At 38.4% G+C, this 22,933-nt stretch carries 22 protein-coding genes and 4 pseudogenes; 9 read left to right on the forward strand and 17 right to left on the reverse strand.

Annotated elements, in window-relative coordinates; translation table 11 throughout:
• The first annotated feature begins 294 nt into the window (after window positions 1-294).
• From OWR28_RS18025 to OWR28_RS18040, 4 genes and pseudogenes are all read left to right on the forward strand, one after another.
• The gene (locus tag OWR28_RS18025; RefSeq protein ID WP_332387871.1) at window positions 295-732 is read left to right on the forward strand and encodes a DUF6526 family protein; all 438 of its coding nucleotides are present in this window, start codon (window positions 295-297) and stop codon (window positions 730-732) included.
• Between the two features lie 19 nt (window positions 733-751).
• Window positions 752-919 carry a phosphatidate cytidylyltransferase gene (locus OWR28_RS18030; RefSeq protein WP_332387872.1) on the forward strand — a complete coding sequence of 56 codons (168 nt, stop codon included), beginning with the start codon at window positions 752-754 and terminating at the stop codon, window positions 917-919.
• A gap of 9 nt (window positions 920-928) precedes the next feature.
• Window positions 929-1,276: a hypothetical protein gene (locus OWR28_RS18035; RefSeq protein ID WP_332387873.1), complete on the forward strand. Its 348-nt coding sequence runs from the start codon at window positions 929-931 to the stop codon at window positions 1,274-1,276.
• Window positions 1,277-1,329: 53 nt separating this feature from the next.
• Window positions 1,330-2,033: pseudogene (locus OWR28_RS18040) on the forward strand (DNA topoisomerase IB).
• 127 nt (window positions 2,034-2,160) lie between these two features.
• Here the strand turns inward: OWR28_RS18040 and OWR28_RS18045 are convergent.
• The 15 genes and pseudogenes from OWR28_RS18045 to OWR28_RS18125 all read right to left on the reverse strand — a co-directional run bounded on the left by OWR28_RS18045 (window position 2,161) and on the right by OWR28_RS18125 (window position 13,978).
• A complete protein-coding gene (locus OWR28_RS18045) occupies window positions 2,161-3,051 on the reverse strand; it encodes an AraC family transcriptional regulator (protein WP_332387874.1) in 891 nt (296 codons plus the stop codon).
• A 186-nt stretch (window positions 3,052-3,237) separates the two neighbouring features.
• Window positions 3,238-5,403 (reverse strand): TonB-dependent receptor plug domain-containing protein, encoded by a 2,166-nt coding sequence (locus OWR28_RS18050; protein ID WP_332387875.1) that lies wholly within the window; start codon window positions 5,401-5,403, stop codon window positions 3,238-3,240.
• Window positions 5,404-5,661: 258 nt separating this feature from the next.
• Window positions 5,662-5,823: a hypothetical protein gene (locus OWR28_RS18055; RefSeq protein ID WP_332387876.1), complete on the reverse strand. Its 162-nt coding sequence runs from the start codon at window positions 5,821-5,823 to the stop codon at window positions 5,662-5,664.
• Window positions 5,778-6,553, reverse strand: a pseudogene (locus tag OWR28_RS18065) (urea transporter). Before OWR28_RS18065 ends, OWR28_RS18055 begins: the two are co-directional and overlap by 46 nt.
• Window positions 6,554-6,712: 159 nt before the next feature.
• A complete protein-coding gene (locus OWR28_RS18070) occupies window positions 6,713-7,414 on the reverse strand; it encodes a hypothetical protein (RefSeq protein ID WP_332387878.1) in 702 nt (233 codons plus the stop codon).
• A 145-nt stretch (window positions 7,415-7,559) separates the two neighbouring features.
• Window positions 7,560-8,194, reverse strand: a pseudogene (locus OWR28_RS27110) (urease accessory protein UreD).
• The gene (locus tag OWR28_RS18085; protein WP_332387880.1) at window positions 8,098-8,346 is read right to left on the reverse strand and encodes a hypothetical protein; all 249 of its coding nucleotides are present in this window, start codon (window positions 8,344-8,346) and stop codon (window positions 8,098-8,100) included. The pseudogene OWR28_RS27110 and the gene OWR28_RS18085 overlap by 97 nt, the downstream one beginning before the upstream one ends.
• Entirely contained in the window at window positions 8,347-8,985 is a 639-nt protein-coding gene (gene ureG, locus OWR28_RS18090; protein ID WP_047094673.1) for an urease accessory protein UreG, read from the reverse strand.
• A 243-nt stretch (window positions 8,986-9,228) separates the two neighbouring features.
• Window positions 9,229-9,795 carry an urease accessory protein UreF gene (locus tag OWR28_RS18095; protein WP_332387882.1) on the reverse strand — a complete coding sequence of 189 codons (567 nt, stop codon included), beginning with the start codon at window positions 9,793-9,795 and terminating at the stop codon, window positions 9,229-9,231.
• Between the two features lies 1 nt (window position 9,796).
• Window positions 9,797-10,306 carry an urease accessory protein UreE gene (ureE, locus tag OWR28_RS18100; RefSeq protein WP_332387883.1) on the reverse strand — a complete coding sequence of 170 codons (510 nt, stop codon included), beginning with the start codon at window positions 10,304-10,306 and terminating at the stop codon, window positions 9,797-9,799.
• Complete coding sequence (locus tag OWR28_RS18105; protein WP_332387884.1) at window positions 10,296-10,898, reverse strand: hypothetical protein; 603 nt, start codon at window positions 10,896-10,898, stop codon at window positions 10,296-10,298. Before OWR28_RS18105 ends, ureE begins: the two co-directional genes overlap by 11 nt.
• A 155-nt stretch (window positions 10,899-11,053) precedes the next feature.
• A complete protein-coding gene (ureC, locus tag OWR28_RS18110) occupies window positions 11,054-12,775 on the reverse strand; it encodes an urease subunit alpha (RefSeq protein ID WP_332387885.1) in 1,722 nt (573 codons plus the stop codon).
• 1 nt (window position 12,776) lies between these two features.
• Window positions 12,777-13,144: pseudogene (gene ureB, locus OWR28_RS18115) on the reverse strand (urease subunit beta).
• Window positions 13,145-13,156: 12 nt separating this feature from the next.
• A complete protein-coding gene (gene ureA, locus OWR28_RS18120; RefSeq protein WP_002977652.1) occupies window positions 13,157-13,459 on the reverse strand; it encodes an urease subunit gamma in 303 nt (100 codons plus the stop codon).
• A gap of 153 nt (window positions 13,460-13,612) precedes the next feature.
• Complete coding sequence (locus OWR28_RS18125; RefSeq protein WP_332387886.1) at window positions 13,613-13,978, reverse strand: hypothetical protein; 366 nt, start codon at window positions 13,976-13,978, stop codon at window positions 13,613-13,615.
• A gap of 406 nt (window positions 13,979-14,384) precedes the next feature.
• Here OWR28_RS18125 and pruA point away from each other — a divergent pair, with 406 nt between their 5' ends.
• Both pruA and OWR28_RS18135 read left to right on the forward strand, forming a co-directional pair.
• Window positions 14,385-16,010: an L-glutamate gamma-semialdehyde dehydrogenase gene (gene pruA / locus OWR28_RS18130; protein ID WP_332387887.1), complete on the forward strand. Its 1,626-nt coding sequence runs from the start codon at window positions 14,385-14,387 to the stop codon at window positions 16,008-16,010.
• Between the two features lie 448 nt (window positions 16,011-16,458).
• The gene (locus OWR28_RS18135; RefSeq protein WP_332387889.1) at window positions 16,459-16,608 is read left to right on the forward strand and encodes a hypothetical protein; all 150 of its coding nucleotides are present in this window, start codon (window positions 16,459-16,461) and stop codon (window positions 16,606-16,608) included.
• A gap of 1,033 nt (window positions 16,609-17,641) precedes the next feature.
• On the opposite strand, the gene OWR28_RS18140 is transcribed toward OWR28_RS18135, so the two are convergent.
• Complete coding sequence (locus tag OWR28_RS18140; RefSeq protein WP_332387891.1) at window positions 17,642-18,955, reverse strand: tetratricopeptide repeat protein; 1,314 nt, start codon at window positions 18,953-18,955, stop codon at window positions 17,642-17,644.
• A 596-nt stretch (window positions 18,956-19,551) separates the two neighbouring features.
• Between OWR28_RS18140 and OWR28_RS18145 the strand changes: the two genes are divergently transcribed.
• Window positions 19,552-19,719: a hypothetical protein gene (locus OWR28_RS18145; RefSeq protein ID WP_332387892.1), complete on the forward strand. Its 168-nt coding sequence runs from the start codon at window positions 19,552-19,554 to the stop codon at window positions 19,717-19,719.
• Window positions 19,716-20,600, forward strand: a complete 885-nt coding sequence (locus OWR28_RS18150; RefSeq protein ID WP_494168486.1) for a thioredoxin fold domain-containing protein — start codon at window positions 19,716-19,718, stop codon at window positions 20,598-20,600. The genes OWR28_RS18145 and OWR28_RS18150 overlap by 4 nt, the downstream gene beginning before the upstream one ends.
• 300 nt (window positions 20,601-20,900) lie before the next feature.
• On the opposite strand, the gene OWR28_RS18155 is transcribed toward OWR28_RS18150, so the two are convergent.
• Window positions 20,901-21,923 carry a beta-ketoacyl-ACP synthase III gene (locus OWR28_RS18155; protein WP_332387894.1) on the reverse strand — a complete coding sequence of 341 codons (1,023 nt, stop codon included), beginning with the start codon at window positions 21,921-21,923 and terminating at the stop codon, window positions 20,901-20,903.
• Between the two features lie 73 nt (window positions 21,924-21,996).
• Here OWR28_RS18155 and OWR28_RS18160 point away from each other — a divergent pair, with 73 nt between their 5' ends.
• Window positions 21,997-22,896: a magnesium transporter CorA family protein gene (locus tag OWR28_RS18160; protein WP_332387896.1), complete on the forward strand. Its 900-nt coding sequence runs from the start codon at window positions 21,997-21,999 to the stop codon at window positions 22,894-22,896.
• Window positions 22,897-22,933: the final 37 nt, after the last annotated feature.

Below are 22,933 nucleotides of genomic sequence, written 5' to 3' on the forward strand. Positions count from 1 at the left end.
TAAAGTCGGAAGATGAAATCAACAGGCTATTTTGCTTAATAATCTGTTATTTTAAAGGAATTCTTATTAATAAGATTGATATCCTGATATTGAATTTGTTTAAACTTTTTAAAATCAATACACTCTTCGTGGTACAAACGAAAATATACATAAATAGTGAAACTTAAACAATATAAATTTACAGTAAAGAAAATGATTGCAAAAAAGCCAAAATATATAAACCACACATACCACAAATAGCAATTTAATATCAAAATAATAAATTTTGGAAAGATTATTGCAGCATTCTACCTTATGAAACAGCAAAACTACAATAACCACAGGAAATTTTATCCGCCACATCATTTTATTTATCTCCCGGTACTGATCTTATTGGAGATTTTGGGAATTTATAAAATCTGGGATGACCCGGAAAACCGGTTGATCTGGATCTTGTTTTCTATTGTGATTTTTCTGCTTTTCTACCTTGCATTGATGACACGGCAGCATTATGCGCTGGGACTTCAAAACCGGATGGTGATCCTGGAATTTCAGCAACGGTATTTTGAAATCTTCAACATAAGATCAGATGAAACTGTTGAAAAACTGAAGTTTGACCAGATTGCTGCCTTGAGGTTTGCTTATGATGATGAGTTCAAAGAGCTTTTATACAGGGCTCTTCATGAAAACATCTCAGGAGATGAAATTAAAAGATCTATAAAAAACTGGAGAGCTGATCATTTAAGAGTCTAACATCACAAAATATACGATTATGAAAAAATTAAGCTTATACAGTATTACGATATTTAGCTTGTTGACCCTGACAAGCTGTGAGGCAGTAGAAACAATTTTCAAGGCAGGAATGTGGTGGGGAATTCTTTTAGTCTGTGTAATAGCAGGAATCCTTTTACTGATTTTTTCGAGGGGTAAAAACTCTTAACCATGCTTTATGGAGAAGAATACAGACCTGGAAATCATTTCTCACCTGAAGCCTTCAAAAATTGTTAAAATCATGAAGGACCCGGAAGCTTCTGCAAAGGCGGTACATCTTGTATATACCACCGATGCAGAAACCGCCGGAATTACCCGTAAGAAAACGGGAAAAAAATATTCCTATTACAAAGACGGTGAGAAAATAAAGGACAAGGAAGAAATTACAAGAATCAATAAGCTGGTCATTCCGCCGGCCTGGGAAAATGTGTGGATCTGCGCACTGGAAAACGGACATCTGCAGGCAACAGGTTTTGATGTCAAAAGAGAAAGCAATACCGCTACCATCCTCTCTGGAGCGCTTTAAGAAATCACACGAAATTTTACAGGATGCTTCAGTTCGGATATGCATTACCAGAAATGCGGCTGCATATAGAACAGGATCTCGCATTGAGGAACTTTGAGAAACGGAAAATCCTTGCCTTAATTGTAAGCCTTATGCAAAGAACCAACATCCGTATCGGTAATTCTATCTATGAAAAACTGTATGGATCTTTTGGCTTAACGACTTTGAAAGGTAAGCATGTACAGGTAAAAGGGCAAAAGATTACTTTTTCTTTTAAAGGAAAAAAGGGGTTATGCATCATGTTGACCTCCGAAGCAAAAGATTGGCAAGGCTCGTTCAGAAATGTAAGGATATTCCCGGGAAAGAGCTTTTTCAATATTTTGATGATGAAGGAAACCGCCATTCTGTAGATTCGGGTATGGTGAATGAGTATATCAAAGAAATCAGTGGCGAAGATTTTACAGCCAAGGATTTCAGAACATGGTCCGGAACGGTAAGTGCTTTAATTGCCTTTAAAGAGATCGGGTATGCCGAAAATGATACTCAGTATAAAAAGAAAGTAAAAGAAGCCCTGGATATCGTTGCAGAGAATCTGGGGAATACATCGGCCGTCTGCAGAAAATATTATGTCCATCCTTTAGTCATTAACCTTTACGAAAACAATACCATCAAAAAGTATCTTGACGAACTGGAAGTTATTGAAGAAAATGACGGAAAGGCCGATCTTACAAAGGAAGAAAGGCTGGTGCTGAAAATTCTGGAAAACGAGAGGATGTAGAAGATGGAAGAATGAAAGCAGGGAGATGGAAGTTATGAAACTCCTAAAACAACTTTCTGAATTCTCAACTTATTTTGATCAGGCTACTGCAATACTTCCAGCATCTGACTTCCCGCTTCCCGCCCTATTATATTGAAATCCTGCTGTTGTTCAGAAACTGGATTCTGTATTCCTTCGGGGTTATGCCTGCAATCTTTTTGAAAAGCTGGGTAAAATGCGAGGCAGTATGAAAATTCAGCTCATAAGCAATTTCTGCAATATCCTTGCTGGAGTGAAGTAATGCTTTACTGTAATTGATATCAATCTCATTGATCCACTGTTTCGGGGATTTTTGGGTAACGCCTTTTACACATTTGTTCAGATAACTTTCTGTTACAGACAGCTTGTCGGCATAAAAAGCCACTCTCTTTTCTCCTACATGATATTTAAAGAGTAAATCCCGGAACTGAAGGGATAACTCCATGGGACGTGTTGCAGATTTATGATGGGTATCAGAATCTGTGCTCAGCATTTTGATCAATATGAGGTGAAGCATCGTTACTACTACGTCATTCACATTGAGGTTATTCAGCCACAATTCCTGTTCCATGATGGGAAGAAGCTGGGTAATGGTTCCGTATGTCAGGCTGTCGAGATTCAGGAAGGGTGTCATGAAAAAGATGCTGCTTTTATGTTTGGGCAGTTCCTGCTCGGACAAGATATTGTTTTCATAAGCCAGGAAGAAACCTTCAATATCATCGGATAACTCAACGGTTGCAGTAATCGTCCCTTGTTTGATAAAGATCACTCCGCCTTTTTCAGCATGGTATTCTTTATTTTCAAGGTATTGCCTGATATGGCCATTGGTAACGAAAATAATAAAATTGAACGTTGTACGATACGGAATTACCGGCATCAGAATTCCTTTAAGATAATTTTCTATCCGATATAACTGTATATCAGCATTATTAGCCAATATTTTATCCGTAATATTCGGAAGAAAGAGCTTCTTGTATTGAAAATTGGATAGTACTTCCATAATGAATTGATTGTTACAAATTTAATGCTGAAATTGTATTATTGGGATGATTTGTAAAATGTCGGATGTATAATGTACAATGTATAAGAATGACATTATCTGAACGATCGTTTTATTTTATCAAAAAATAATTACCGCCGCTATATTATACATTATACATTATACATTATACATTATTACATTACACTAGAACTTATAATACACTCCTACTCTCACTCCAAAAGGACTTCCCGGTGTGTAGGTAAGATCTGTAACAGGTTCAGCTTCTCCTTTCAACTGGGTTTCGGTTGCAAACTGGGCTTCGTTCCATTTTACGTTGAAAAGGTTATTAACCTGAAGATTGGCACCCCATTTCTGACGGTTATAGGAAAGCATAAGATCATTGACAAAATAGGCTTTGGTCCTGATACTGTTATCCTCTACAGCCGGTCTTACCCCAAGATACCTGTACTGGATCCCTAATGAAAAGCCATTCAGGAAGTCCCAGTTTACAGATCCGGTACTGGTAACTACCGGAGCCAGCGGAACATAATCCTGTCCCTTTTCTTCTTCGGTAAATCTGGCGTGGGAATAATTGACATCCGCATTCAGATAAAAATTTTCCAACGGCTGGAAACGAACTCCAAGATCTGCCCCGAAACGTCTTGATTTCCCGGAAGGCTCTACTACAGCATCATCTCCTACGTAGACAAATTCCTGCTGCAGATCCATATACCATAATGTTGGAGTTATAATCAATGATTTGAATGGGTGCAATCTTACCCCAAAATCTGCACCTATAGAATATGGAAGCGTATTTTCGTTCTTATTGGGAACTACCACTCTCAGATCATTGGAGTGAAAGCCCATTCCTGTTTTCAGGAACCACATCACATTATCGTTCTGAGCGTAGGAGAAGTTCAATTTTGGACTTAGTCTTGTTGCTTCTTCTGACTGTCCGGAAGGTAATTGTTCAGGATCCAGAAGGTTGTGCAGATTGAAAATAAAATGATCTACTCTTAATGCAGGATTAATTGTCCATTTTCCTGTTTTCCAAACCAAACCTGAGTAAGCATGGAGATTCGTCTCAGTTCCGGTAACATCAGACATTCTGTTCAATAATAAATCCCTGTGATAAACATGATTAAGCTGTAAGGTATTAATATCATCATTTCTTAAGCCTATTCCTGAAGTCCAGTTTAAAGCGCTGTTTGCAAGGGAGAACGTTTTTGTATATTTTACTTCAGCTCCGTAAATATTTCTTCCGTCAGTCTGCTGGATTTCATCCCCATGTTCTTTATCTTTTAAATTAAAGGTGAAGTCAGAATACAGATTGAAATTATACTTTGAATAAAAAGCCATTGCATCAATCTGTTCGGAAGGAGAAATAATGTGCTTAAAATTCATCTGAAGATTCGTTCTTGAAGTTTTCCCACCTTCAGTAGGATCTATACTTCCCCATCTGCCAATAATTCCTTCATCTACGGCACGTTCCGGGATCTGTCCGGAAGCATTCCAGGAAGAATTAAATGTTGAAAACTGAATGTTGAAATAATCATTATCCGTAAGCCATTGATTGTATTTTCCGAAAATATTAACCCTGTTAAAATTCTGTTTCACATCGAAAGGGCCGTCGGTATAGTTGTATTCTGCTGCCACATAAGCATTTTTTCTGCCCAGATTATCATGCAGAATATTGAACATTCCCAAGATTCTTTTTGAATTAAATGAGCCTCCTTCCAGTTTAATCATACTGTTTTTCAATCCGTTGTACGTCTGAAAATCTACATATCCCGCGGTATTAAAGTCTCCGCGATCCATGTAATATGCCCCTTTTCCAAAGTCTATATTGTTTACCGTTTCGGGAATCACAAAGTGCAGGTCAGAATATCCCTGTCCATGGGCATGAGAAACGATATTTACAGGCATTCCGTCTACATTCACACTTACATCGGTCCCGTGATCGGCATCAAACCCTCTTAAAAAAAGCTGTTCCGCCTTTCCTCCTCCGGCATGCTGAGCAATAAAAAGTCCCGGAACTTTTCTCAACAGATCCTGCGCCGAGTTTACCGGAAATTTATTCAGATCAACCTTTGTAATGGCTGATAGAAATGAACTGTGATTGATAGCTACTTCTGAAATCTGAAAAGGCTTATGCTGTAAAAAAATAACTTTATTTTTATCTTCATCATTAGTCGCCACCCATTTTACCTCATCATATCCCTGACGGCTGATCACGAGGGTATCAGGAAGAGATTTTACAGGAATGGCAAATGTACCGTCTGTTCCTGTATGGGTATGGCTGTTTCCGTGGTCGTATTTTACCAAAGCATCAGCAATGGGAAATTTGTCATCTGCATCTTTTATCAGCAACTTTTTTCTGTTTCCTGCGCCATCATTTTTCCACTGAATGCCATGACTAGAAATACAGCTGCTATTTTTGTTATTTTCATTTTTTTATTTTTTTGTACAATGTAAAATGTATTAATGATTTTAGAAGTTAGAAATCAGAGAGAAATGGTGAGTTTTGCTTTGCAGGTGAATCATCAGAGAACTTTTAACTTTAAATATTGAACTTTAAACAGTCTTCCACTCTCCAAAAACTCTCATATCCTCAAACTCTCCCATTCTCTAACCATTAGATTTCGCTTTAAGAAATACCTTCTGAATTAAAAGTGTAATCCACGTTCCGGCTACGAATGGGAAAGTAAATACTCCGCCAACGCTGTCCAGGCAATGATTGTCTATTAAGAGATCATCAATAGCAATGGTAATAAGGACAGCAATAAGCACCCACAGGCCGTCTGTCTTTTGACTCCGGAAAAAACGATAGCGGAAAGCACCGCATTGAATCCGAATAATCCCATGTGGATTTCTTTGATGGGTTCTCCATTCAACTGTGATAATCCGGCACCAAGAATAGATGCTGCCAGTCCGTATAAGGCAGCTATCGGAGAGCTGATGAAAACAGCAAGAAAAAAATCATTCCTGAAAGAACTCCACCCTGGAATATCACCTCACCAAAACCATTGGTACAGGCAAGAAAATCATCATATTCTGTAGGAACTACTTCACTGCTCAACATCAAGGAAGGTGGAATATGGGTAAAATGATGGAGCGCAAAAACCAATACCCAGGTAATGATGATAAAAGGAAAAGTAAACACCGGAATTTTCTTCCGGATAAAAAAATGCTGGATAACAGCAGCCAACGCTCCACCTAATAGTATTAAAATCCAGATCAATACCGTAGTTTCGAAAAGAAAGGCCAGGGCTACTCCCACCAGCGCTGCACTGAAACCGTACAGTCCCGCATTAATTTCAGATTGATCATATTTAAGCTTCATTGCTGTGAAAGTTCCGGCTGCTGTTGAAAGCAATACCGCAACTCCACACTGCCAGCTTCCCAGGAAGATCCCTATAAGAAACAGAATCCCGGTCCATCTGTTTTCCTGAAGCATAATCTGCCCGATCCCTTTTAATATATTGTCTAAAAAAGGTATTTTTTTGAAAAATTCGTTCATAGTTTTTTGTATAATGTATTTTTTTGTACGATGTAAAATGTACTGATGATCTGGATAAGGCAGTAGAGGTTAGAAACAGGAACTAGAACTTTACTCTAAAATTCTTACACTCTCAAACTCTCTTACCTCAAACTCTACCACTCGCACCCTTAAACCCGTTTACCATCCAAGAAAGACCATTCCGACTCCACAAACGGTTACCACAGCCCCGCTTACCACACCCATATATCTTTCCAGTTTTTCGGTATTAAATAGTGTTGAGTAACCATAACGTCCCAGAAGAACCATTCCAAGCATGGTTAAGACTGTAGTTGCAGTGAAAGAAATTACCAATACAGCAATTTCAGACATTGAGTGTTTTACTCCTGAATAAAACAACAAAGGAATCAATGGTTCACTTGGTCCCATCACGAAAATCATGAATAATACAAGCGGGGTTACTTTTATTCTTTTCTGAGGCATTACCACTTCGCTGTGATTGTGTTCGTATACATAGACATCGTCCCCCATCACATCGAAATGCTTATGAGGCTTGTTTCTGATCGCCTGAATGAGACCATATACCAGATAAACACCTCCGAAAATCAGCAGTGCCCATCCTGAGAAGTTTCCCCTGATATCCTGAAACCAGGAGATCTTATTCAGCTGCCATCCGAGAAAAACCCCGATAAAGCCCAAAATCAGAGAACTGAATACGTGTCCGAAACCACAGACAACCGTTAATATTGCTGTTTTCGTACCGCTCCACTTTTTGGATTTTGAAATCACAATGAATGGCAGGTAGTGATCCGGCCCTGAAGCGGTGTGTATAAAACTTATTGAAACGGCACTCAAAAGAAGTGCCCAAACTGTACTATCCATTTTTATTAATTCTGTTATTTCAGATTCTTTATTAAGTTTTGGCTAAAGCCAATGGAAAATTTCTTTTGCTAAGCGGGCTAAAGCCCGCTTCTATTGAAGATATCAGGATCCTTGTCAAGGTTTTTAAACTTGACAAGGATGTCTTTTATTCCAACGACCAGAGAATTTCCTGAATATGCAGGAAGAAGTTATACATTACTTCCCCACCGTGTCCCAAAGCTCTTACCACAAAACCGTTGTCATCCATTGCTGAAACCCCTGTTTCCATCTCTTCATGGTGCTGCGCGGCTGCTTCAACTATTTTTTCAATCAATCCGTTTTTGTCTACATTTTCCTTCGTACTGTAGAAGATCAGGGTTCCCTGGTGGGTATATTGTTCCAGGTTTCCGATGCTGCTGACCGGGATCATATCAGGTTGAATCAGAACATTATCTTTTACAACCAACTTATTGTTGTGATAGATTTCCATTACATTCTGAAAACGTTTCAGTTTAAAGACTTCCCATAATGTTTTCTTCCGCAGGTAATGATCTCACTGATGATAATCTGGCTGTTTTTACCGATATGAATCTTCGCCTTGCTTTTAAAATTGGAATCTTCATGGGGAACTATCGGATGAGGAACATAAGCAAAAGAGGTTTCATCTTCCATAGTTACGTTAAGCTCCTGAACTGCTTTATCTTTCATGTTGAAAAGCCTCTGATAGGATTGCGACTGCAGCTGAAGTGCGGCTCCTTTTTCAAGAGCAACTTCCAGATGGTAGTGGTCTCCATCCAGAATTCCCGGGAGGAGCTCATCACCATCTGATAGAGCTTTTTGTCATTTTTTCGCTGTCCTACAGAAACTACTCTGAAAGGAAGCGAGACATACAGGTCTTTCATATAGGATTCTCCTCCTTTGAATCCTGCAATAATTTTTAAACGACTGTCCATTTATCTTACCAGGTTCGGTTCTTCAATTTCCTCCAGAAGAGCATATTTTTTGATCCAGCCTATTACTTTGTCCAGTCCTTCATCCGTTTTCAGGTTGGTGAATACGAAAGGATTTCCTTTTCTCATTCTTCTGGCATCATTTTCCATGACTTCAAGGCTGGCTCCTACGTAAGGGGCAAGGTCAATTTTATTGATGATCAGTAAATCTGATCTTGTAATCCCAGGTCCTCCTTTTCTGGGGATTTTTTCTCCTTCTGCTACATCGATAATGAAAATGGTAACGTCTGCAAGGTCCGGACTGAATGTCGCTGAAAGGTTGTCTCCTCCACTTTCAATAAGAACCAGTTCGATCTCAGGGAAACGTGCTGCCAGCTCATCTACCGCTTCAAGGTTCATACTTGCATCTTCACGGATGGCAGTATGCGGACATCCTCCTGTTTCCACTCCGATAATTCTGTCGTGGGGAAGAAGGCTGTTTTTTGCCATAAACTCAGCATCTTCTTTGGTATAAATATCGTTGGTGATCACTCCAAGATCATACGTACCAAATAATTTTCTGCTTAACCTTTCCAGTAATGCAGTTTTTCCTGAACCTACGGGGCCTGCTACTCCTACTTTTATATATTTTCTATTTTCCATTTTCTTTAAGTTTTATTTTTTAACGCTATGGCGCTAAGTTTTTAATTGTGAATATTTTTTGACTGCAAGGATGTTTTATTCAGAGGGCAATTCGGCAATCTGCTCTTCTACCTCTTACCTTTTAGGACATATAAAGCCTTGAATACAATCTCTCATGCTGCATACATCTGATGTCAAAGGCAGTATTACAAAGCCCTATCATATCTCTGTCCAGTTCTATAGTTTCTAAAGCTGTTTTTTCCATCACAGGGTAAAGAGAAAAAGGATATCCTGTCCGTCCAGCTGTCCAAGAGGAACCAGCTTTACAGCATTGGTAATCATTCCTGCCACTGAAGTGTAATAGAACCCTAAAAGTGACTCGTACAAAGGAATTTTCATTAAATAAGCATACACACCAAATACAATACAGTAATGAGAATTCACCTCCTTGTTTTGAATCGCTTTTTCAAATGCTTCCATTAGAGGAAAACGCTCTCTTCTTTTGAATATTTTGATCAGCCTTAATCCTAATTTCTGGCTGGCCTGGCGGATTTCCTTCGGACATTTGATCGCATTACATTCATTATCCAGTTCTAAAAGCTGTTGAAAATCTCCCTTTTCTGCTGCTTCATAAGCCAGCTTTGCAAAAGCTCCGTCATTGAATTTAAGATTGTACTGAAGCATATTCTGCACAAATTCTTTTGCAGTTTCTACGTTATGTACTATTCTTTCCTGCACGTAAGTTTCAAGTCCGTTGGAATGGGTGTAGCCTCCGATGGGAAGTGTAGGATCCGCCAGATGAAGCAAACCTGACAGAAAATTTATGTTCATGCTATTCATCTTTCGGAGCTGCCATTTTTAAGATTTTGGTAAAAATTGTGGAGCCAAGACTGCCATGTCCATGAGGTTCTACATTGGATTTCAGAAGATTCAGCAGCTTCACAGATTGTTTTTCCGGGTTAAAGCCGCTTGCCTCCAGCCATCTGAACATCGGCATTTCAAAAGGAAGCAATACTTTATCATTCTGAATGAAAAGCGGAATATGTTTGTTTCCGATCTCATAACATACGGTACCCATTTCCAGCAATGAAGCGGGTGACATCACGATAGCTTCTGTTTCCAGAACACTGACTGCGATTATTTTTTCTGAATCCTCAAAAAGAATATCCCCTTCACGCAGGCGCTGTCCCTCTCTGAGAAATCTGATCGCGACATCAGTTCCCTGTCTGGTTTTTTTGCGCTGGATTCTTTTCGTCGTTTCAAACCATTCCAGATCAAGATAGTCTATGGTTTTCTCTGTAGGATTTTCAGCAAGATTGCCTATGATTTGATTAATTATCATTGTTGGATTTTTTTCTGAAGTCTAAGTTTTTGGAGATTCCTACCCCGAATGTTGAACCACTGATTCCTGCTATATAGCTTTTTGTCCAGCCCTCTTCTTTCGTTTTGGTCTGAAGCATAGAAAGTTCTGCAAACTTGAATTTCAGTGCCCAGCCGCCACCTAACAATATTCCGATCAGGGGATAAGCACGAAGGCGGAATCCGTTAAAGTTCTGCATCGCCTCAGCAGCTGTTGACAATTGCTGTCCCCAAACGTAATGAGCATCTACCTGCCCTATCAATACAAAGTATTTCCCAAGCATTAATGAAGGACTATACCAGATACCTGCTTCATTTTGCTTATAAGCCACATGATGATCAACAGAATTTTGTGAGTAGGCATAATTAACCCCGATAAGATCATTATTATTAATAAAGTATCCCACTCCAAGCGGTGCACTGGAAACCGTACTGCTGCTGCTTGACGGTGTGGTAATTTTAGAATAGTCCAGGGAACCATAGATCATAAACTGGCCTTTTGGTCCTTCTTCATCGCTTTTCAGCCTGTGCCCTCCTAAAAACTGAGCACTTACCTTACCGGAAAGTAACAACATTCCGGCTACAGCAACAGAAAAACTGTTTTATTTAAATATTTCATTCTAAACGTAGTTCTATAATTGTTTTAAAATATGATCTGATACATTTTTTCGTTGTTGAATAAACCTAACAGGTTTTTGAAACCTGTTAGGTTTGATTCATAAAATTTATCTTAGAACAAATAATACAACTGTGTTAAAGGAAGTTTCTCTGCCGGTTCACATGTGATGTATTCACCGTCTACCGTTACTTTATAATTTTCAGGATTCACTTCAATTAAAGGCGTCTTATCATTATGGATAAGGTCTTTTTTACCAATATTTCTGCAGTTTTTTACCGGAAGAATCATTTTCTCCAGCTTGTAAGAAGCAATAGTTCCGTTATCGATAGAGATCTGGGAAACGAAGTTGGCACAAGTTCCGAATTTAGCTTTTCCGTGTGCTCCAAACATATTTCTGTAAATAATCGGCTGAGGTGTTGGAATAGATGCGTTAGGATCGCCCATTTTTGCAGCAATTACAAATCCTCCTTTTACAATCATTTCCGGTTTCACTCCAAATAACGCAGGTTTCCAGATCACCAGATCTGCCAGTTTTCCTTTTTCAACAGATCCCACATATTCTGAAATACCATGGGCAATGGCCGGGTTTATGGTATATTTGGCCACATATCTTTTGGCACGGTAGTTATCGTTATCTGTATGCTGATCTTCTTCCAAAGCACCTCTCTGCTCTTTCATTTTGCTTGCGGTCTGCCATGTTCTGGTGATCACTTCTCCGGGTCTTCCCATCGCCTGGGAGTCTGAACTCATGATGCTGAAGACCCCCATATCATGAAGAATATCTTCCGCTGCAATAGTTTCCGGACGGATACGTGAATCCGCGAACGCTACATCTTCAGGAATGTTTTTGCTCAGGTGGTGGCAAACCATCAGCATATCCAGGTGTTCATCAATGGTATTTACGGTGTAAGGGCGTGTAGGGTTTGTAGAAGCCGGCAATACATTGGGATACATGGCTGCTTTAATGATGTCCGGTGCGTGGCCTCCCCCTGCTCCCTCCGTGTGGAAGGTGTGGATTACTCTTCCGTTGATTGCCCTCATCGTATCTTCAAGGAATCCTCCTTCATTCAGGGTATCAGTGTGGATGGCAACCTGAACATCATATTTATCAGCTACTTTCAGTGCGGCATCAATCGTCGCAGGAGTTGCTCCCCAGTCTTCGTGGATTTTCACTCCCAAAGCTCCTGCTTCCACCTGTTCTTCGATAGGTTCTTCTGCTGAACAGTTCCCTTTTCCGAAGAAACCAAGGTTCATTGGATATTCTTCTGCTGCTTCAAGCATTTTTTGCATATTGAATCTTCCAGGAGTAACCGTTGTGGCATTCGTTCCGTCATTCGGACCTGTTCCTCCGCCGATCATCGTTGTGATTCCGCTGTACAAAGAGGTTTCAATCTGTTGAGGACAGATGTAGTGAATGTGAGTATCGATACCTCCGGCCGTTACGATATATCCTTTTCCTCCGTGAACTTCAGTTGAAGCCCCGATGATCATATCAGGAGATACACCATCCATTGTATCAGGGTTTCCAGCTTTTCCGATTCCTACAATTTTCCCATCCTTGATTCCGATATCTCCTTTCACAATTCCCCAGTGGTCTATAATTACAGCTCCGGTGATGCAAAGATCCAGAACACCTTCATCTCTTTTCGCGGTAACATTCTGTCCCATCCCGTCACGAACGGTTTTTCCTCCTCCGAAAACGGCTTCGTCACCGTAATGGGTGAAATCCTTTTCAATTTCAATGATAATTTCAGTGTCTCCGAGTCTGATTTTGTCTCCTGCTGTAGGACCTAATATATTGGCGTATTGTTTTCTGTCTACGGGTAAGCTCATCTTAGTGATTTTTAAAGTTTAACTCTTCTACTTTTGCAAGACTTTCTCTTTTCTGGTCTTCGGAATCTATCTGTCCGTCCACAAGATTATTGAAGCCCATTGCTTTTTTTGTTCCTCCTATTTCTACCAGCTCCACTTCTTTTTCTTCCCCCGGCTCGAAACGTACTGCAGTGCTTGCTACAATATTCAATCTCTTTCCGAAAGCCTTTTCGCGGTCAAAGCCCATCGCTTTATTAACTTCAAAAAGTGGAAGTGTGAACCTACCTGAATAGGGCGGTCTCCTGTATTGGTTACTTTTATTTTTACAGTTTCTCTGCCTTCATTGCAGATAATTGTACCTTCTTTTACAAAAATTTCTCCTGGTATCATGATGAATAGGTATTAACGGATTGGATTGTGTACGGTTACCAGCTTCGTTCCATCCGGAAACGTCGCTTCAATCTGAACATCGTGGATCATTTCTGCCACGCCGGGCATCACATCCTCTTTTGTAAGAAGATTAGCGCCTTCCTGCATTAGCTCGGCTACTTTTTTTCCATCTCTTGCACCTTCAAGCAAGAAGTGGCTGATCAGTGCTATGGATTCAGGATAGTTTAATTTAAGGCCTCTTGCCTTTCTTTTCAGAGCGAGTTCGCCTGCCAGAAACAGCATAAGCTTTTCCGTTTCTCTCGGTGTTAAGTGCATAGTATTTTTATTTAAAATTGGACAAACAGAATTCTGTTCACCTTTTTATAAAGGCAAATAGAAATGTTCAAAAATGTAATGTGGGAAATGATTGTTACGGATCTGTATTCACATCAATACAAACCATAAAGTCATTACGATTTTAAAAAAGGATTAGCAGCCCGCAATCTGCAGGGAATGATACAGGATGTACCTTGGTGCTGTAATATAAATACGGTTTTGAACGGCCGCAACCCGTGTACTGTAAGTGTAGCCGGCAAAGAAGTAATATAACCACTGCTGCGTAAGTACTGAGTAATCAAATTTCACTTTCTCCCAGTCATTGGAATCCTGCACATCCTGCACATCTGAAAAACTGTACATTTCAGGCTGGGTCTGCTGATCGGATTTCTGCTGAAGAAGATGAATTTTTGTAAGAATATCAGAGTATGGCTGAGTTTTCCCTTTATGTGCAAAAAGACCTGCACACAGCGCTGAGAAAAATATCACAAAAGAGAAAAATAAGACTCTTTTTTTCATACCTGTTAATAATGCTGTAAAATTAGAACAATCTGAAAGCCCCGGCTATCAAAAAATTTATTTAAAATGTTCAAAATCGCAACAAATGCAATTTTATGTATTTTTAACATTCAGCTACAAATCCTTTATTTACAATGCTTAAGAATCCTCTATAAACTATGACAAATATTTTTTTGTCCTTATTCCTATAACTATGACTATTCACCCCTTCTTTTCCTTCTATTAAAAAAACAGGACCAACACATGTTTTATTATCAATTATATTGGCTCAAAAAATAGTATTCACTAAGGATTAATCAAAAATTAAGCTTATTTCACAAAATCAGGCGGCATTTTTTCTTTCCTTATAATTATCGTAAATTTGTATACACATCTTATTTAATTTAATAAAATAATAAAACGTAATATGTCAAAAGCAATTTCGCAAGTACCATTAGCGGTAAACGAGCCGGTAAATTCATATGAACCGGGATCTCCCGAGGTTAAAAGCCTTATCGACACTTATAAAAAAATGTGGGCTGAAAAGGTAGAAATCCCAATGATTATCAATGGAAAAGAAGTAAAAACTGATACAAAAGTACAGCTTCAGTCTCCACAGGATCATACGCATGACTTCGGATTCTATTACCAGGGTGGTATGCAGCATGTGGATGACGCTATCAACGCGGCATTGGCAGCTAAAAAAGAATGGAATGAACTAGGCTGGGAACAGCGTGCAGCAATTTTCTTAAAGGCAGCCGATCTTTTGGCTGGTCCTTACAGAGATGTGATCAATGCTGCAACAATGATCGGACAGTCTAAAAACGTACACCAGGCTGAAATTGATTCTGCTTGTGAGTTTATCGATTTCTTAAGATTCAATGTAGAGTTCATGACAGAAATGTATGCTGAACAGCCGGTTTCTGACAACGGAATCTGGAACCGTGTTGAGTACAGACCATTAGAAGGCTTCTGCTTTGCAGTAACTCCTTTCAACTTTACAGCGATTTCCGGAAACCTTCCGACTTGTATGGCCATGCTAGGAAACGTAGTGGTTTGGAAACCATCTGACAAGCAGGTATATTCTGCAAAAGTAATCATGGATGTATTAACAGAAGCAGGTCTTCCTGCAGGGGTTATCAATATGATCTTTACTGATGGTAAAGAAACTGCTGAGAAAGTATTGGCTCACCCGGATTTTGCAGGTCTTCACTTTACCGGTTCTACAAAAGTATTTCAGGGAATGTGGAAAATGATCGGTGACAATATCCACAACTACAGAACATACCCAAGAATTGTTGGAGAAACAGGAGGTAAAGACTTTGTAATTGCCCACCCGTCTGCGAACGTAGAAGCTGTAGCTACGGCATTGGTAAGGGGTGCTTTTGAATATCAGGGGCAAAAATGTTCTGCAGCGTCAAGAGCGTATATTCCTAAATCTCTTTGGGCCGATGTGAAAAAAGTAATGGAAGATCAGATGAGTACAATCAAAATCGGTTCTCCTGAAGATACTTCTAACTTTGTAAACGCTGTTATCGACAAAAATTCTTTCGAAAAATGTAAAGGATATATCGACAGAGCCAATGCTTCCGGTGAAGCTACTGTTGCAATCGGTGGAAAATATGATGATTCTAAAGGATGGTTTGTACACCCAACGGTAATTGAAACTACCAATCCTCACTATGAAAGTATGGTAGAAGAGATCTTCGGCCCAATCTTATCCATCTATGTATATGAAGATAAAGACTGGAAAGAAACACTTAAGCTGGTAGATTCTACTTCTCCTTATTCATTGACAGGTTCTGTATTCTCACAAGACCGTTACGCAATCAACGAAGCTTATAAGGCTTTAGAAAACGCTTCCGGTAACTTCTACATCAACGATAAGCCAACGGGTGCTGTAGTAGGACAGCAGCCTTTCGGCGGAGGCAGAGCTTCAGGAACAAATGACAAAGCAGGCTCTAAAATGAACCTTCTGAGATGGGTTTCTGTAAGAAGCGTAAAAGAAACTTTTGTTTCTCCGAAAAACTACAAATATCCATACCTTGGATAATAAGTAATAAGTAACGGGCAATAAGCAATAATTGTCTGTTCTTGACATACAGCCTCGGAATTTCGGTTTCGGGGCTTTTTTTGTGGAGTAATACGGGTTTGGGATTCGGGGTTTGTATTCCGAGTTATGAAGGCAGTGTTAAGAGTTCAAAGTTTAGTTTTAAAATTAAAAGTTACTGATAACCAGAAAAATACTCTTCACTTCCCCTACACTCTCTAACTCTCTAACTCTCCCACTTCACACCTCATACCTCGAAGCCGCAACCCTCCTCTCACTAACATCTTTTAACAAACTTTACGGATATTTTACGATTTTTAATGCCCTGTTAGGAATAATTATTGATTTTCCGTTATTATACACCCCAAAATAAAATAATATGAAAAAGTTATTGCTAACAGCCATCGGAATAGGAATATTTGCAGTGAGCTGTGGAACCAAAGAATCGACAATGTCAACAAGTAATCGTGATTCAGCAACAGTAGAAAGTACACAAAAAAGTATACCCCCTACCACCACTGATACAATGACTACAAAAATGACGAATCCTGACACTATCAAGATAAAAAAGGATTCTATGGCAACGTCTCCTGTCAAATAGTATTTATATACGTTTAACTTAACATGGAAAATCTGCAGATGAAAGCGCTGCAGATTTTTTTATGATAAAAGGTAAAGGATAAATGGTTTAATTTAATTATCGGATGAAAAAATCAGGTTTTGGCTAAAGCCGGATGAAGCTTGACTATAATGAGAGTGGCTAAAGCCTACTTCTATTGATAGCCTGGCAAATAGCTTAATGAAAAAACCATTTTATTCTTCAACGTTGTTGAAAATAATGTTATATAGATCCCTGCAGAATGACAAAAGAATTAAGCAGCACCAAATACATGATACAATCAGTCCTTGACATTCCGTAGGAATTTAACCATTATTAATTCTATAAAACCTGATGAAAAATAAAAACAAAGAAATTCCCTTTGATATTTGACATCCAAATGTATAATAGATGTTTAATAAGAGTATCTTTTATCTTTTATCTTTTATCTTTTATCTTTAAATCCTTATATTTGATAAACACCAACATTAAAATATATTACAATGAGAAAATTATTCATAGGAGCCATTCTCGGATTTCTTTTCCTTGGAAGCTGTGCTCAAAACAAAGAAAAAGAGAGGAATATAAAGAAGCCCACAATAAAGATTCCTTAAGAAACAGAATGGGTGATTCTGCAGTTGCCAATTCTATCCCTTCACCAGCACCGGCTGATACTTCAAAAGCAAAGACTGACAGTACAAAAGTTAAATAAAATCACAAATCCACAGACTTTCTGTGGATTTGCACTTAAAAAACTTGACTGAAAAAAACCGGGCAATCAACCCCGATTATAAATATGGTGATATTCTGATACAGAATATTTCCTTAAAAAATGAAAATGGGAATTACTGTTTCACTTATAATGACCTTAATTCAGAAAGCGGAATAAAAAGCGATAAGATGTATCAGGATTGTCTCCTGTTCTGTGAAACTGGGACAAATATATGATAGAAAGGCGTTTCTTTAAAACAATAGGTTGTTCATTTTCGTGAAAATGATAAGATAGAAATTAAAAAATCAGGTCTTTTTAATCATTTTACGGAAAATGAACATTTTTATCGGATTTATTTTCATTATCCAGATATTTGATATAGGCAGATGGAGAATAATCCGTTACCGCTTTAAAGACCGATGCAAATTTACTGTGAGAAGAGAATCCGCATTCATCAGCAAGGATACTTATTTTGTACTGCCTGTATTTCTCATCATTGATCAGTTTATCTACAATATAATTGATCCTTAAACGGTTGATGTATGTTTTGAAGTCTGCGCTTTTATGCTGATTAATGACATAAGAAAGATATTTTGTATTGGTGTTCAATTCACCGGCAAGAAAAGAAAGGGACATGCCTTTATTGTTATAAAGATCACCTTTTTCAAAATCTTCAAGAAGCTCAAGCAGCTTAGATTCTGTTTCGGAAGTCATCATAGAATCATTTCTTCTCCGGTCTGCTTCAGATTCTTTGTCATCAATTTCTTCTACAGATATATTGGAAAACTCAGAGTCTGGCTGTTGTAAAGGATAATGGTTTCTGCCGCCGATCATATTAAACTGAGCCCTCATCATGTTTCGTAACTTTGAACGTTGTTTTTTCTGCTTTCTTCTGATAAAAATAAGCAAACCGACCAGTGAAATAAAGAGAATCACAATGGCAGCATTCTTTACTCTGTTCATCTGCCCGCTCTTTTTATTAGGCTTTCCCTTTGGGTTTTCAATGGACTTCATTGCAAAACTCTGATTACGGGCTGCAATGCTGTCATAGGCACGTACATATTTCACCGCATACAATGAAGCTTTAAAATTATCTCCCGTCCCTTCATAATAATCATTAATATTGGAATATACTACTTTTTTAAGCTTAAGACTCCGGGAGGTATCTGCAATTTTCTCCGCCTTTTTAAGATAGAATTCAGCATCTTTCCAGTTTTTCTGCTTAAGACGGATACCTCCTAATCCGTTATACACCAAACCCAAGGTGCAGCTTCCGTCTTTAAGTAAACCTTCTGCTTTTCTATAATAGCTTTCAGAAACAGGATAATCATTAAGTTTGAAATAAATATCTCCCAACAGCTGATAAGAAGCGGCTGTTGTCTTATTTTCTTTATCACTGTTTATTTTTTCAAAATATTTCAGAGAAGCTTCGATGTACTGTATAGCATTGGGATAATTCCCCATCTCCATTTCATAGAAGGCCATTTCCTGATTCAGCAATCCTGCCGCCTCGTTACTCTTCTGAAAATCAGTGATCCGGCAGGCAGCGTCCAATCCTTTCAGAATGTATTTTTTGGATCTTTCGTATAACCCTACCTGTCTATATTGTTTCGCAAGTAATCTGGTTACTACAGCCATCCATTGCGGATCATTGATCTGGTTGATTACCGAATGTGCATTTTCACTGTAACAAATTGCTTTTTAAGTTCGCCCGCATGGTGATAAAGTTCTGAAGAAAGGATGAGACATTGGATTTTTCTGCAGGAGCTTGAGCTGACATATAAAGAGAATCCGCAGTTTTGATTGCTTTGGGTAAATCCTTATAAGCTGTGACGGAAGAGGTCCTTTCACAGGTAAGATCAAAGTTATTTTTTTCTGAGCGAATATAGGAACTGCTGTTATCAGCAAAAACAAAAATTTCAGAAGACTTCTAGGCATAAAAAAACAAATTATTATTTTGATTTTATAATAATTCATCATTATTTTCACGGAGTGTCTTTTTGTTTTTTACAAAACTAGTGATATTTTATTTTTTATTAAAATATTATCTTGAAATTTAATCGTTTAAAACAGTCATTTACATTAATTTTAATAATAAGACTAAAATAATAACTGATTATCTTTCATATCACATGATCTCTGTTTTTAAGCTAAAGTTCCTGTATAATTATTTTCAATATGAACGGCTCAGGTGTCATCATATTTATTACATTTGTAGGGAATAAAAAGTTTTTATGAAAAAAATAGCAATACTTTCCTCCATCTTTATAGGAGCCCTGGCATGGGCGCAGGGAATTAAATTTGAAGAAGGCAATTTTGCCTCTATCCTTGCCAAAGCGAAAAAGGAAAAAAACTGGTCTTTATTGATGCATATGCCTCATGGTGCGGGCCATGTAAACTGATGGTTAAAAATATTTTCCCGCTTCAGTCTGTGGGTGATTATTATAATTCTCATTTTATCAATGCTAAAATTGATATGGAAAAAGGGGAAGGAATCGAACTTGCCAAAAAATACAACGTAAAAGCATTCCCGACTTACCTTTTTATTGACGGAAACGGTGAAGCTGTACACAGAACTTTGGGATATGTAGAAGAAAAAGACTTTATCCAGTTTGCAAAAGATGCTGAAGATCCTAACAAAAGACTGACTTCTCTGAAGCAGCAATTTGAAAACGGAGAAAAAGATCCTGAATTTTTAAAGAATCTTGCAGGGCTTACCATGTATAATGATGCTGAGTTCGCCGGTAAAGTGATGAACCGTTATTTTCAGCAGAAAACCAGTTTAGATCAGCAGGATATTCAGATGCTTCTTTCCGGAGTTCAGACTACAGACAGTCCTTTGTACAAAATTTTCCAGGATAAAAAAGCCGATATCGTTAAATTCTTCCCGGAAGATAAGTATGAAAAGTTTGATAAAAATATCAAGCTGAATACGATTTCTAAAAAAGCGTACAATGCAGATGCCAAAACATGGAATGACAGCTATTTTATGTCAGAAGCCCAGAAATTCCTGAGCAAAGAAGAGGCTGACAAAATCTTAAAAAGAATGAAAGCCAACAGAGCTTTAAAGAATAAAAATATTCCTGAATATGAAAAATTAATCCTTGACCTTTACAAAGATTATTCTGTAGCAGGTTCCGAAGAGCTGAATTCCCTTGCATGGAACTTCTTTGAAAATGTAAGCAATAAGGAGTCCCTTGAAAAAGCAATTGCATGGGCGCAGGAATCTGTAAAAAGATCAGAACTTTGCCAATACAGATACTTTAGCCAACCTTTACAATAAGGTGGGTGATAAGAAAAATGCAAAAATATGGGCTGAAAAGTCTATTGAACTTGCCAAAAGCACCGGACAGGATTCTTCTGACACGGAAAAATTACTGAAAAGTCTTTAATTATGTAAAGTCTAAAATAAAAAAACGCAGAACTCCGTTCTGCGTTTTTTATGATGTATAAACCACCCCGTCAAAAATTCTTTGAATTTCCGTCACCCCTCCAAAGGATGGGATTTTCACGTCTTCAGTTGTGGTATAAGTGAAAGTTTCCCTTCTGTTTTTTATGAGATACTAAGCAATAATTGCTTCTATTAGTATTCAAACAGGACACTTCCCCACGTAAATCCGCTTCCGAAAGCAGAAAGAAGGACAAGGTTTCCTCTTTTGATTTTTCCCTGCTCAATCGCTTCGCTTAAAGCAATCGGAATAGAAGCCGCTGTCGTGTTTCCGTATCTCTGGATATTGTTGAACACTTTATCGTCTGGTAATCCGAATTTTTCCTGTACAAACTGGGCAATTCTCAGGTTCGCCTGGTGAGGGATAAACATATCGAGGTCTTCAATGGTTTTTCCTGCTTTGTTCAATGCTTCCATCATTGTTTCAGGGAATCTTGTTACGGCATGCTTGAACACGAAGTTACCGTTCATAATCGGGTATACTTCTTTATTTGTTACATTTTCAGGGTCTTTTCTCATCCTGTCACTCCATCCGAACTTTGAACCCGGGAACTGAGTACAAAGATCATCTGCATATTTTCCTTCAGAATGCATATTCATGGCTAAAATATCACCTGCATTTTCATCTTCTGTAGCTGAAAGAACAATAGCTCCTGCCCCATCTCCAAAAATGACAGAAACTCCTCTTCCTTCATCAGAAAAATCCAGTCCGAAAGAGTGAACCTCAGCTCCTACCACAAGAATATTTTTATAAGTCCCTGATTTGATAAATGCATTGGCAACACTCATTGAATATACAAATCCTGAACATTGATTTCTTACGTCCAAAGCTCCTATCGTATCACATCCCAGCATGTCCTGAAGCAATACACCACATCCTGGAAAATAATAATCCGGAGAAAGCGTGGCAAAGATAATATAATCGATATCTTTTGAGGTAAGACCCGCATTCTGGATGGCTTTTTCTGCCGCTTTAAACCCCAGATAAGCGCTGGTTTCCTGAGAGTCGTATCTGTTTTTTCTGTGTCTCCTTTCCTTGATGCCTGTCCTTTCCGTAATCCATTCATCATTGGTAGTCATCAGTTTTGCTAAATCATCATTTGTTACAACGTTATCTGGAACATAAAATCCCACACCTTTTATTGTACTTTTAATCATATAGTTTTTTAATTTTGGCAAAGATAAAACTTATTTAACACATAGTTTTTCAAAATATTAGTATTTTTACTTTATGCCAATTGACACGATATACAGAACCTCCCAGTGCGAATGGGTAGATGTAGAGGCTCCTACTGTAGAAGACCTGAAATTTCTTCATGAAAGATATGAAATCAACAATCTTCTTCTTGAAGATACAATGGATCCTAACCACCTCCCGAAATATGAAGAAGACGGGAACGTAAAATTCTTCCTACTTCGTGAAAGTACGGAGCTGGAAAGAAAAAATCTGAATACCATCAGCGATATCAGCACCAAGATTGGAATTTTTCTGGTTGAAAATACCATTATTACCATCCACAGGATGAAGACCAGAAGTATCACCGAGACCAAGAAAAAGGTTTCTTTAATCCAGGAAGATGTCACTCCCCAGCAAATCACCCTGATGATTGCTATCCTGATTATGAAAAGTTTTGATGATGAATCTTTAAGCCTATTTGAAACGATGGATAATATTGAGAATGAGATTTTCCTTAAAAACACCAATCATACCAGCCAGATCCGCCGTCTTTATAAACTGAAACGCAAATCAGGATTGAATTCACGGGTACTGGTCATCTCTACGGATGCTATTGATAAATTTAAACTCTTGAATTTACAGGACTCCGAATTTGTTGATTTAAAGGACAAGCATAAAGATGTTGTGGCGGATTTTGATCACCTGAATATCCAGATTACCAACCTTATTTCCATGTTCCTGGCACTTTCGGATCAGAAGGCCAACCAGGTGATGAAGGTTTTAGCCATTTATTCTGTTTACTTCTTACCAATCACCTTTATTGCCGGGGTTTACGGGATGAATTTCGATAATATGCCTGAACTTCATCATAAGTATGGCTATTTTATAACTTTGGGAGCAATGGCTGCGGTTGTGATCAGTACATTTATTTATGTAAGGCGAAAGCAATGGTGATTAGTTTTATATGGGCACAAAGGTGTACTCCTATAAA

Source organism: Chryseobacterium sp. 1B4 (assembly GCF_036631475.1).
Lineage (GTDB): Bacteria > Bacteroidota > Bacteroidia > Flavobacteriales > Weeksellaceae > Chryseobacterium.